The sequence below is a fragment of the Planctobacterium marinum genome, from assembly GCF_036322805.1.
GTDB lineage: Bacteria > Pseudomonadota > Gammaproteobacteria > Enterobacterales > Alteromonadaceae > Planctobacterium > Planctobacterium marinum_A.
In genome coordinates this window covers 2,764,488-2,776,879 of the sequence record NZ_AP027272.1, presented here as the reverse complement: position 1 = coordinate 2,776,879, position 12,392 = coordinate 2,764,488, and the positions used below count along the sequence as shown (strand labels likewise).

The 12,392-nt window shown below is 46.6% G+C and carries 12 protein-coding genes; 1 reads left to right on the top strand and 11 read right to left on the bottom strand.

What is annotated here, in order from left to right:
• Positions 1 to 64 precede the first annotated feature (64 nt).
• Positions 65 to 502, bottom strand: a complete 438-nt coding sequence (locus AABA75_RS12425) for a GNAT family N-acetyltransferase (protein ID WP_338292925.1) — start codon at positions 500 to 502, stop codon at positions 65 to 67.
• Between the two features lie 119 nt (positions 503 to 621).
• Entirely contained in the window at positions 622 to 1,260 is a 639-nt protein-coding gene (locus AABA75_RS12420; protein ID WP_338292924.1) for a LysE family translocator, read from the bottom strand.
• A 254-nt stretch (positions 1,261 to 1,514) separates the two neighbouring features.
• Between AABA75_RS12420 and AABA75_RS12415 the strand changes: the two genes are divergently transcribed.
• Positions 1,515 to 2,138: a thiol:disulfide interchange protein DsbA/DsbL gene (locus AABA75_RS12415; protein ID WP_338292923.1), complete on the top strand. Its 624-nt coding sequence runs from the start codon at positions 1,515 to 1,517 to the stop codon at positions 2,136 to 2,138.
• Positions 2,139 to 2,156: 18 nt separating this feature from the next.
• On the opposite strand, the gene AABA75_RS12410 is transcribed toward AABA75_RS12415, so the two are convergent.
• The 9 genes from AABA75_RS12410 to AABA75_RS12370 all read right to left on the bottom strand — a co-directional run bounded on the left by AABA75_RS12410 (position 2,157) and on the right by AABA75_RS12370 (position 12,389).
• Positions 2,157 to 2,495 (bottom strand): gamma-glutamylcyclotransferase family protein, encoded by a 339-nt coding sequence (locus AABA75_RS12410; RefSeq protein ID WP_338292922.1) that lies wholly within the window; start codon positions 2,493 to 2,495, stop codon positions 2,157 to 2,159.
• Between the two features lie 39 nt (positions 2,496 to 2,534).
• Positions 2,535 to 3,395 carry a hypothetical protein gene (locus AABA75_RS12405; protein ID WP_338292921.1) on the bottom strand — a complete coding sequence of 287 codons (861 nt, stop codon included), beginning with the start codon at positions 3,393 to 3,395 and terminating at the stop codon, positions 2,535 to 2,537.
• A 258-nt stretch (positions 3,396 to 3,653) separates the two neighbouring features.
• Positions 3,654 to 4,772, bottom strand: coding sequence for a pyridoxal-phosphate-dependent aminotransferase family protein (locus AABA75_RS12400; RefSeq protein ID WP_338292920.1), 1,119 nt, complete (start codon positions 4,770 to 4,772; stop codon positions 3,654 to 3,656).
• 212 nt (positions 4,773 to 4,984) lie between these two features.
• On the bottom strand, positions 4,985 to 6,163 hold the full coding sequence (prpF, locus tag AABA75_RS12395) for a 2-methylaconitate cis-trans isomerase PrpF (RefSeq protein ID WP_338292919.1): 1,179 nt from the start codon (positions 6,161 to 6,163) through the stop codon (positions 4,985 to 4,987).
• 61 nt (positions 6,164 to 6,224) lie between these two features.
• Positions 6,225 to 8,819: a Fe/S-dependent 2-methylisocitrate dehydratase AcnD gene (gene acnD / locus AABA75_RS12390; RefSeq protein WP_338292918.1), complete on the bottom strand. Its 2,595-nt coding sequence runs from the start codon at positions 8,817 to 8,819 to the stop codon at positions 6,225 to 6,227.
• 67 nt (positions 8,820 to 8,886) lie between these two features.
• A complete protein-coding gene (gene prpC, locus AABA75_RS12385; RefSeq protein WP_338292917.1) occupies positions 8,887 to 10,008 on the bottom strand; it encodes a bifunctional 2-methylcitrate synthase/citrate synthase in 1,122 nt (373 codons plus the stop codon).
• Between the two features lie 116 nt (positions 10,009 to 10,124).
• On the bottom strand, positions 10,125 to 11,003 hold the full coding sequence (gene prpB / locus AABA75_RS12380; RefSeq protein WP_338292916.1) for a methylisocitrate lyase: 879 nt from the start codon (positions 11,001 to 11,003) through the stop codon (positions 10,125 to 10,127).
• Between the two features lie 2 nt (positions 11,004 to 11,005).
• Positions 11,006 to 11,683 carry a GntR family transcriptional regulator gene (locus AABA75_RS12375; protein WP_338292915.1) on the bottom strand — a complete coding sequence of 226 codons (678 nt, stop codon included), beginning with the start codon at positions 11,681 to 11,683 and terminating at the stop codon, positions 11,006 to 11,008.
• A gap of 172 nt (positions 11,684 to 11,855) precedes the next feature.
• A complete protein-coding gene (locus tag AABA75_RS12370; protein ID WP_338292914.1) occupies positions 11,856 to 12,389 on the bottom strand; it encodes a DUF2062 domain-containing protein in 534 nt (177 codons plus the stop codon).
• Positions 12,390 to 12,392: the final 3 nt, after the last annotated feature.

The following is a 12,392-nucleotide window of genomic DNA, read 5'->3' as shown; positions in this document are numbered from 1 at the left end:
AAGAGGTATTTTTGGCGCTAATAGTGTTTTTTATTGCCAGTTTTTTCATCATAGCTATACATTTTCAGAGCCACTTTTCAAAAAGAAGTAACTGCTTTCCTTCGTGCTCAGCTTTACCAAACTGTTGATACCCCAACTTTTTATATATGTATTGTCCTCTCTGATTAAAAGCAAAAACATCCAGCCATACCCGTCTGGCACCTAAATTAGTTCTGCAATAGGCTTCCATGAGCTTTATCGCTGCTTGACCAATACCATTGCCTTTGGATCCTATAACTATTCTGCGAAATTCTATCTCCGCGTCCTCACCAATTTTCAGAATAAAAAAACCTTGTAGTTCATTGTTCTGATAAATAGACAGATAAAGCATTTCAGGAATCTTTAGTTCTGCTAAATGCTTATCCAGAGTATGAGGAATGATGTAGTCCGAAGTCTCCTCAGAGCTCTCCATTTCAACGAACTTTGGGATTTCTGTTATTAACGATTTTCTTAACTCAAGCAAGGGGATTTCTCATGTGATGTGGCTTTTTAAGTGTTTCAATCTACCTGTTAAAACAGACTGTCGCAGGGGCAGACGTGGTTTATGTCGGTGCTTTCATCATTTTATAATCAGGTTTCGAGTCAGCTGCTTTTTAACACAGCTAATTTCGCCCCAAAGCCTATGAAAACCAGTCCTGTAATAGAGTTAAGCCACTTTTTGAATCTTTCATTGTTGGCTGCACTTTTTACCCGTGACAAGGCCAGCACCATAAATGAAAACCAGATAAAATTTACCACTGCATGAGCTGTTACTAAGGTATATGCGCTTATAGCGGAGCCTTGTAGTGAAATAAATTGAGGAAATGCTGCAAGGTAGAACATAGAAACTTTCGGGTTCAATACATTGGTAACGAAGCCCTCCCAAAAAGCACTTTGAATTGCCCCCCGGTGTTGAGCCTGTTGCGGAGATTCAATCAATGCTGTTGATGGCTTACTAAAAGCATTTATTAAAGCCTTGATGCCTATCCAGATTAAGTACGCAGCGCCAATCAGTTTAAACAGCGTAAATGCCATGGCTGATTGCACTAAAAGTAAGGAAATTCCGAAAATAGAAAGCGTGCCATGTACGTAAAACGCAGCGACAAAGCCGCCAACATTAGCAAATCCCGCTTTTTGACCAGAGAGAGGTACTGTTTTTGCGATGAGAAAACCATTGGGACCAGGAGAAATCACTAGCAGTGTTGCCACTGCTATGAATGTAATGACGTTATTTAAATCCATTGTTTTCCCTGAAAGTGATGTTGAGCTTGGGTTGGAATTTTAAAGCTATGACGCAAACTACATTCGAGTAAAAACAAGAACTTAATCCGGCTGACTCCCGAAGTCAATTTCATAGCAACACTTTGAAACAGATCCCGGTGCGAGTTTTGATAGCAGTCGAAACACAAGTTGTTACACTGCTCTGAAGTTTTATTCAAAGAGACGATAGGGATATCTGTCAGCCTGAGTCTCAATAACAACAAAAAGAGCGTTTAATGAAATCTAAACTACTTGTCATATTTTTTGCTTTGTTTTCATTTTCTGTATTTGCAGCGGAATTTGAAGAAGATACACACTACACGGTGCTGGAAAACCCATTATCTAATAAGAAAGGAGTGACAGAGTTCTTCTCTTTTTATTGCCCTCATTGTTTTACTCAAGAGCCCTTTATGGCTGAAGTTGCAGCTGCTTTGCCTGACGGTATGAAGTTTGCGAAAAATCACGTGGATGGTATGCCGGGAAGAGATATGGCCATAGAACAGGCGCTCACCAAGGCTCTGATTGTGGCGGAAATGCTGAAAGTTAAAGGCGAAGTCGTTGCTTCGGTATTTCGTAAAATTCATGTAGAAGAGAGCGACTTTACTTCGATTGCAGACATAAAAGCGATATTCGTACAGCACGGTGCAGATGCTGCCAAGTTTGACAAGGCTATGAAAAGCTTCTCAGTGGCACCTAAAGCGAAGCAAATGCGCAGTAAAACGGCTGAGTTGAGAAAACAAGGTATTGGAACCGTACCCACATTGGTTATTCATGGCAAATACGTACCTGAAATACGCAGTATCAAGTCATTTGAAGAATACAAATCGCTAGTGATGTTTTTAGTGAATAAGCCGTTGTAACTTTTAAATCGCTTAAAGTTAGCCAAGGCTTGGGTGCAGCGAATACACCCAAGCCTGGATAATTTCTCCGTTTTCTAACTCCGCGTTTACAAGCACCCGACTGTAGGCATTACCTTCAAATTCATCCAACTCAGGCCAGTGCTCTTCGAGATTTTCGGAGCTAAACACATAGCCTGGAACTTTACCCGCACTCTCATCGAGCTTGATAGCAGGATAGCCCATGGTGGCTCCCCAGCCTTCTTCATGTAACGTGCCATGGACACTGGCTTTCACGAATTCACCGCCTATTTCCTTAAGTAAGTGTTCATTAGGACGGCCGGGGCACAAGGTGCCATAAACAAAGAGCTTTTCAGGCATGAAAGATTCGCTTTATTTTACTTTTGTATTCAAAAGCTATCACAAACAACCAGCAGGTACATCATTCTTGGCTCTTGGCAAACAAACAAGATTCATGGTTTTTTGCTCAGCGTGATATTGCGTCAGATTAATAGTATCTGTTAACCCTGCTTCGGTGGCAAAAAACACTTTGTGTTCCAGCATAATGTCGTGTAACAGAGTGGTGGTGCATTGCAGTGGCTCTTTGTTTTTTTTCAGCGTGGGCAGGAATGCGGTACTACCTGAAGTGTTCAAAACACCAATGCCCGAGGCGCCTTCAGCACCTGCTCGCCATGGAAAGTCGGAGCAGTCTGTATTGATGGGAATAGAGACCACACCTTGCTCAGCACAAGATAAGATTTCGTCTTCTGCATAGTTAAAATCAACAGGTACATTTTCAAGGTAGGTTGGCATTAAAATACGGTAGTCCAGGTTCAGGATCTGCGCGGGTTTATTGCCCTTGAAAGTAAAATTGTCTGGTGTGACTAATCCGATAAAAGGTTGGGCTTCTTTCTTCGCTGCGGCATTTTCTGTTTGATTTTTGTTGCGCCATGCAGGGGGCGAAACAACATAGTATTTGCTCACCTTATATTCTTTACCCGAGTCAGATATGCGCAAGCCATAAGGAATTTCACCAACTACCTGGTTTTGGGTGTCCCAATAAACTTGTGTCGCTACTACTGTATTATTGCACCCATATAATTCAACGGGTTGCGGCACATCATCAATGGTGGGGGAACGGCCAACATCTACGTTTAATATGCCATGCTGTGATGTTTCTGTAATTTGGGCATGGGCCTTTAGATTACCCATTAGGGCTGTCACCAAGACCAGAGTCAGCTGGGCTCTATGCTTTATCGTAACCGAACGTTTAATATTCATGATTTTGCGTTCCATTTGAATGTTGGGTTTATCGCATTGTTACAACGGGGTGTTGCTCAAGCCAATAACACGGCATTACAGTATAGAAAGGGAGTATAATTACCCGTAATGAGTGGGAGGTTTTTTGTCGTTAAGTTCGGCAGATTGCTGACTCCAAGCGTTAACCTATACGAGCAGGAGCTGATTTTGGCAATCAGCATAGAAAAAGGAGTGACATTGCTGCACATGTCACCCCATGTTGGGAAATGGACTTAGTTGTTAGCTAAGCGCTTTTTTCAGTGCAGCCAGGCAAAGCAATACGTTTTCACTTTTTGCAGCATAACCCATTAAACCAATGCGCCAGGCATTTCCTGCGAAGGCCCCCAGGCCTGCGCCAATTTCAAGATTGTATTCGTTAAGCAGGTATTGACGCACTGTGGCATCATCCACGCCTTGCGGAATGCGCACGGTATTCAATTGCGGCAGTCTTTCATCTTTCGGCACTACAAATTCTAATCCCAGGTCCAACAAACCCGCTTTAAGGGCTTCGTGCTGAGTCTGATGGCGTTGCCAGGAAGCTTCCAGAGTTTCTTGTTGTAGTAACAACAACGACTCGTGCAATGCGTAAATGGAATTTACCGGGGCAGTGTGATGGTAACTGCGCTTGCCTTCACCCGACCAATAGCCCATAACCAACGTTTGATCCAAAAACCAGCTTTGCACTGGGGTTTTTCGCGCTTTTATTTTAGCCACTGCCTTAGCGCTTAAACTCACCGGCGAAATGCCAGGTACACAGGATAAACACTTCTGACTACCTGAATAGATGGCATCGATGCCCCAATCATCCACTCGTAGTTCGATACCGCCTAAAGAAGTAACGGCATCTACGATGCTAAGGCAATTATATTGTTGGGCGAGGGCACATAAGGCTTTCGCATCAGAGCGTGCACCAGTGGAGGTTTCCGCGTGAACAAAGGCCAGAAATTTAGCATCTGGGTTGGCTTTGAGGGCTGTTTCAACGGCGTCAGGGTCAACAGCACGGCCCCATTCTTGCTCCACCACAATGGCTTCTCCGCCGCAGCGGATAACGTTTTCTTTCATGCGACTACCAAATACGCCATTGATACACACAATGACTTTGTCGCCAGGCTCTACTAAATTGACAAAACAGGTTTCCATACCAGCGGAGCCGGGTGCGGATACCGCAATGGTGAATTCATTTTGAGTCTGAAAGGCATATTGCAGCAGTGCTTTAGTTTCTTCCATCAGATTGATAAATAGCGGGTCAAGGTGGCCAATAGTGGGTTTGGCGAGTGCCGCTAAAACTTGTGGATTTACATCAGAAGGGCCGGGGCCCATTAAGGTTCTGCGTGGGGGATAAAAATGGGAAATTGCCATAGGGTCATACTCTTTAATACTCTGTTATTGCCAGACTAACATGAACACTTTAAAACAGGCGTTTAATTCACGAATACAGGCTATTCATAGGATTTATGTTTGCTGTGAAGAGTATTTGGTGAAGTGATAAAGGGCTCGCCGATATTCCACAAGTCTGGGGTAAACAGGGGGGCATAGCCCCCTGTAATGTAGATTTACATTACTAAATGTAATCACTCAGGCACACGCACGTGACCTTCCATCAATATTCGTGCACTACGGCTCATAATGGCTTTTTTGGCCAGCCATTTGCCATCTTCTTGGGTAGCTTTCGCGCCTACTTTTAAGGTGCCCGAAGGATGACCAAAAGTCACTTCTTCACGTTCAATACCACCTGCGGATTGATTTACCAAGGTGCCGGGAATGGCTGCTGCGGTGGCAATGGCTACGGCCGCCGTGCCCATCATGGCGTGGTGTAGTTTGCCCATTGAAAGTGCCCGAACATTCACATCAATATCTGTTGCCTTGATGGCCTTACCGCTACTGGATGTGTAATCGGCAGGGGGCGCCACAAATGCGATTTTAGGTGTGTGCTGTCTGGCTGCTGCTTCAGAGACATCTTTGATAAGTCCCATTTTTACTGCGCCCAAGGCACGCAGTGCCTCAAAGCGGGCGAGGGCAGCGCTATCGCTATTGATATCATCTTGCAGCTCTGTGCCCAGATAATCGATATCTGCCGCATTAACGAACATAGTGGGGATACCAGCATTGATGAGCGTTGCCTTGAGTTTGCCGTTTGCTACCAGTGTTTCCGGTACTTGCAACTCATCCACCAGGTTCCCAGTGGGAAACATATCACCATCGGCATCGGCTGGATCCAGGAACTCCACCTTTACTTCAGCGGCGGGGAAGGTGACGCCGTCCAATTCAAAGTCACCGGTTTCCTGCACTTCACCCTGAGTGATGGGAATGTGAGCGATGATGGTTTTTTGTATATTTACCTGCCAAATACGAACAACAGCGATGCCGTTTTCAGGGATGCGACTGCTATCTACCAAACCGTTATTGATGGCAAAGGCACCGACTGCTGCGGTTAGGTTGCCGCAATTACCTGACCAGTCGATAAAAGGTTTATCAATAGCTACTTGTCCAAATAGATAATCCACATCGTGCTCAGCTTTCTCGCTTTCACTTAAAATGACGGTTTTACTGGTGCTGGAAGTGGCACCGCCCATGCCGTCTGTGTGCTTGTCATACGGATCCGGGCTACCAATAACCCGCAGCAATAAGTTGTCTCTGGCTTCACCCGCGGTTTGTGCGTATGCAGGTAAATCTGTCAGGTTAAAGAATACGCCTTTACTTGTTCCGCCCCGCATATAAGTGGCCGGAATTTTAATTTGAGGTTTAAACATAAATTTCTCTCAAAAACAAAAAGCGACACACTGTGTCGCTTTAGAGTTTAACTTCAGTTTTTTAGGCTGCGCCTTCGGAGGCCAGAAAGTCTTTAGCGAAGCGCTGCAGTACGCCGCCCGCATCGTAGATAGAGACCTCTTCAGCGGTGTCCAGACGGCAGGTAACCGGCACTTCCACAATAACGCCATTGGCGCGATTGAGCACCAGCGTCAGGGTTGCTCCCGGCGCTTTATCACCTTTCACATCAAAGGTTTCCGTGCCATCTATGCCTAAGGTTTTGCGCGTCGTACCCGGCTGGAATTCCAGCGGCAGTACACCCATGCCAATCAAGTTGGTACGGTGGATACGCTCGAAGCCTTCAGCAACGATAACCTCAACGCCTGCCAGACGCACACCTTTGGCGGCCCAGTCACGAGATGAACCTTGACCATAGTCGGCACCGGCCACAATAATCAGCGGTTGTTTGCGCTCCATATAGGTTTCAATAGCTTCCCACATGCGGGTGACTTTGCCTTCTGGCTCAATTCGCGCTAATGACCCCTGTTTGACTTCCCCGTTTTCCTGCACCATTTCGTTGAACAGTTTTGGGTTAGCAAAGGTTGCGCGCTGTGCTGTTAGGTGATCGCCACGATGAGTTGCGTAGGAGTTAAAATCTTCCTCCGGTAAACCCATTTTTGCCAGGTACTCACCAGCGGCACTGTCTGCCATGATGGCATTGGACGGTGATAAGTGGTCTGTAGTGATGTTGTCACCCAAAACTGCTAACGGACGCATTCCTGTCAACGTACGTTCACCGGCGAGTGCACCTTCCCAGTAGGGAGGACGACGAATATAGGTGCTTTGTGGACGCCAGTTGTACAACGGATCAGTCTTTTCGCCGTAATCTACGTTTAGCTCAAACATCGGCTCATACACCTGACGGAAATGCTCAGGCTTCACACTAGAAGCCACAATAGCATCGATTTCTTCGTCGCTTGGCCAGATATCCTTTAAAGTAACCGGATTGCCGTCTGTGTCATGGCCCAGCACGTCTTTTTCAATGTCAAAGCGGATGGTACCTGCAATAGCGTAGGCCACTACTAAAGGCGGCGATGCCAGGAAGGCCTGCTTGGCGTAGGGGTGGATTCGACCATCAAAGTTGCGGTTACCGGAAAGCACTGCGGTGGCGTATAAATCACGGTCGATGATTTCCTGCTGAATTTTTGGATCCAATGCACCACTCATACCATTGCAGGTGGTACAAGCAAACGCCACAACACCGAAACCCAATTGCTCCAGTTCAGGTAGCAGGTTGGCTTCTTCCAGGTAGAGTTTAACCGCTTTAGAACCAGGCGCCAGTGAAGACTTAACCCAGGGTTTTCTCACTAAGCCTTTAGCATTGGCATTGCGCGCTAAAAGACCTGCAGCAATTACGTTGCGTGGGTTACTGGTGTTGGTACAGCTGGTAATAGCCGCGATAATAACCGCGCCATCAGGCATGTTGTCGTCGTCTTGTTCAACTTTGCCGGCTATGCCTTGGCTGGCCAAATCCGCTGTTGCAACGCGGCGATGCGGGTTAGATGGGCCTGCCATATTGCGACCCACTGACGATAAATCAAACTTCAGCACACGCTCGTATTGGGCATTTACCATCTCATCAGCCCAGAGACCGGTGGTTTTAGCGTAATTCTCTACAAGCTGCACTTGCTCCTCATCACGGCCAGTCAGCTTGAGATAGTCGATGGTTTGCTGGTCGATGTAAAACATCGCAGCGGTGGCACCGTATTCGGGTGTCATGTTGGAAATGGTGGCACGATCGCCCAAGGTTAAGTGGCTGGCACCTTCACCAAAGAATTCCAGATAGGCAGAAACTACACGCTCTTTACGTAAAAACTCCGTTAGCGCTAAGACAATATCAGTGGCGGTGATACCAGGTTGTGGTTTGCCAGTCAGCTCAACACCCACAATATCAGGTAAACGCATATAAGACGCGCGGCCCAGCATCACATTCTCTGCTTCCAGGCCTCCCACGCCAATAGCAATAACCCCCAACGCATCTACGTGCGGAGTGTGGCTATCTGTACCTACTAAGGTGTCTGGAAAGGCGACACCATCACGTGCCTGAATCACCGGAGACATGCGCTCCAGATTGATCTGGTGCATGATACCGTTGCCAGGAGGAATAACGTCTACGTTTTTAAACGCTGTTTTAGTCCAGTTGATAAAATGGAAACGGTCCTCGTTACGGCGTTCTTCTATGGCGCGATTTTTCTCGAACGCGTCCTCTTCAAAACCAGCGTGTTCCACTGCTAATGAGTGGTCCACAATCAACTGTGTGGGTACTACCGGATTGACTTTGGCCGGGTCGCCGCCTTGTTCTGCGATAGCGTCCCTTAGCCCAGCGAGGTCTACCAGCGCCGTTTGACCGAGAATGTCATGGCACACTACGCGAGCGGGAAACCAGGGGAAGTCCAGTTCGCGTTTGCGCTCTATAATTTGTCTTAAGGACGCTGTCAGATTTTCAGGAGTGCAGCGACGTACCAGGTTTTCAGCTAGTACTTTAGATGTGTAGGGGAGTTTGTCATAACTGCCTGGGGCGATTGCTTCAACGGCTTCTCGGGTGTCGAAGTAATCCAGTTTGCTGCCGGGCAATGGTTTGCGGTAATCGAAGTTCATAATTGTGATGCCTGTATTGAGTTAAAAGAGTGAAACACAAAGGGAGGCGAGCCTCCCCGACAGACAATTAACGCTTAGCGATTGGCGTTACCGGGCGCAGTTCCTCGCCCGTGTATTCAGCTGAAGGACGAATAATTCGGTTATCCGCTCGTTGCTCCATTACATGTGCTGCCCAACCTGTTAAGCGAGACATGACGAAAATTGGGGTAAACAACTTAGTGGGGATACCCATAAAGTTGTAGGCAGAGGCATGGAAGAAATCGGCGTTACAGAACAATTTTTTCTCGCGCCACATCACTTCTTCACAGCGTACTGAAACCGGATAAAGCACCTCATCACCCACTTCTTTGGCCAGTTTTTCAGACCATAGTTTAATGATTTCGTTACGCGGATCAGACTCTGAGTAGATGGCATGACCAAAGCCCATGATCTTTTCTTTGCGAGCCAGCTTACCCATCATTTCTTCTTCGGCGTGATCGGCAGAAGTGAAGCTCTCGATCATTTCCATCGCCGCTTCATTAGCACCACCGTGCAATGGACCACGCAATGAACCGATGGCGCCAGTTACGCAACTGTGCATGTCTGAAAGCGTTGAAGCGCAGACACGTGCTGTGAAGGTAGAAGCGTTGAATTCATGCTCAGCATACAAGATCAAAGACACATGCATCACTTGCTCGTGCAGCTCTGCAGGTTTTTCACCGTGCAACATGTGCAGGAAGTGTGCGCCGATGGAGTCATCGTCGGTTTCTACGTCAATGCGAACGCCGTCATGGCTGAAACGGTACCAGTAACACATAATACTCGGAAAACACGCCAACATTCGGTCGGTGACATCTTGCTGCATGTCAAAGTTAGCTTCGCCTTCCAGGTTGCCCAGCATAGAGCAGCCAGTACGTAATACATCCATTGGGTGGGCATCGGCAGGAATACGCTCTAACACTTCTTTTAGTGCCTGCGGTAAACCGCGCAGTGCTTTGAGTTTGGCTTTGTAAGCGTCCAGTTCTGCCTGATTAGGCAGGTGACCTTTTAAGATAAGGTGGGCTACTTCTTCAAACTGACAATGATTAGCCAGATCTTTGACATCGTAACCGCGATAAGTCAGACCTGAACCGCTTTTACCTACGGTTGAAAGGGCTGTTTTACCAGCAACTTGTCCGCGCAAACCTGCGCCACTTAATACTTTTGCCATCGGAGAATCTCCTGAAATTGTAGGGAATTTAAATTGTTAATTTTGTTAAAAACGCCCGGATAATCAGCGGGCGTTGTAATTTGTGCTATTTCTGTTGGATTAAAGTCCAACCTACATCACTTGTTTTTACCTTCAGCAAAGAGGGCATCCAGTTTCTGCTCGTATTCGTGATAGCCAAGATAATCGTATAGCTCCATGCGAGTTTGCATCTGGTCGATTACTGCTTTTTGGTCACCTTGCTCCAGAATAGAGGTATAGACCATTTCTGCTGCTTTGTTCATGGCTCTGAAGGCGCTTAATGGATATAACACCATTGCTGCACCCCATTCGCCCAATTGTTCTTTATTCCACAGCTCAGTTTTACCAAACTCAGTGATGTTAGCCAAAATCGGCACGTCAAGCGCTTCAGAAAAGGCGCGATAATGTTCTTCAGTTTGTACGGCTTCGGCGAAAATGCCGTCTGCACCGGCAGCAACATAAGCCTTAGCTCGCTCAATCGCAGCTTCTAAACCTTCTTGCGCGAAAGAGTCCGTGCGAGCCATGATGAAAAAGTCTGGATCAATACGGGCATCAACCGCTGCTTTTATGCGATCTACCATCTCTTCGGTGGAAACGATTTCTTTATTTGGACGATGACCACAACGCTTTTGCGCTACCTGATCTTCCATGTGAACTGCCGCAGCACCGGCTTTTTCCATATCTTTGATGGTCTTGGCAATGTTAAAGGCGCCGCCCCAGCCGGTATCAATATCCACCATGAGAGGCAAATCACAAGCCGCAGTAATGCGTTGTACATCTGCGATAACATCATTCAATGAAGTCATGCCCAAATCGGGTAAACCATAAGAAGCGTTAGCGACGCCACCACCAGAAAGATAGATAGCTTGATGGCCAATCTTTTTCGCCATAATAGCGGTGTAGGCATTAATGGTACCTACGATTTGCAATGGCTTGTTGGCAACAAGCGCTTCTCTGAATTTTTTACCTGCACTCATGTTTAGGCTCCTGTAGGGTTAACTGTTGAAAGTTTTGAGGCGATGTTGCGTCGTGAATATTCAATATGGCGACGCATTAATATTTCCGCCAGTTCTTCGTCTCGCTGGCTAATGGCCAGCACTATGTGTTTGTGTTCGTCATAGGCGGTAGTGACACGCGGGCCAGCCATACCGAGCTGCACTCGATACATGCGTACCAAATGATAGATACCGTTACTCAATAAGCTGATAAGCTGTTTGTTTTTACTGCCCACAATGATGCGATAGTGAAAGTCCAGATCTCCGGCTTCCTGGTAGTAGCGTTCACCCGTTTTGACTTTGTCGAAGTGCTTTGTGAGTAGACCACTTAAATCGTTTATCTCGTCATCGCTCATGTTGCGAGCTGCCAATCGGGCAGCCATGCCTTCCAGCGATTCGCGAATTTGATAAAGTTCCGATAAGCCTTCAGGGGAGAGTGTGACTACTTTGGCACCAACATTGGCTTTGCGTTCAATGAGGTGGTTAGCTTCAAGGCGGTTTATTGCTTCGCGCACTACTGCGCGACTAACGCTATATCTTGTCGACAATTCTTGTTCACTCAACTTCGCTCCGGCCGGAATGACACCCTCTACGATATCGTTACGGATACTTAAAAAGGTTTTATCTGCATTTGTTACGGCAACGGTAGTTGAATCGAACATGAGATTGACTTAAAGCTTAATGAAGTGTCGACAATATAGGGTCGAATCAACAATTAGTCAATTTATTGATGTGATATTGTCGACAATGAAAGCTAATTTTTGTAAATATTCTCGGACTGAATTTTGTTCAAAAAACACCGTGAGGGTAAAAAAATGACATTCATTAATACGGTTAAGATAAGGTTTGTCCCTTCATCCGACTGATTCTACGTTGCTGCCACGCTTTTTTTACTGAGAAGCGCCACAGTGTATTGAGACCAAAATATCCAGCGAGGCCAAAAACAGTGCCGCACACCAGGCAACCCAACAAAAATGCAGGGCCAATGGTTCCCATACTGTTAACCACCCATTCCCAGGTGGGTTCAAACTCAAATTTACTAGCAGGTGTCCCAATAATGAAAGTACCCACCTTATAAGCGCCATAGAATATTGGGGGCATGGTGAAGGGATTGGTGATCCAGACTGTGGCAACCGAGACGGGAAGGTTGACTCTGAGTGGGATCGCGAGAGCGGCAGCTAACCACATTTGAAAAGGAACAGGCCAAAACGCAAAAAACAAACCCACACCAAAAGCGCCACAAGCGGACTTTCTATTCAGGTGCCACAAGTTAGCATCATGCAATAGCTTGCCAAAGACCTTCAGCGCTTTCTGATCTCGGACAGACTGATGGTCTGGCAAAATTCGTTTTATAAACTTCTTTGGCATAAA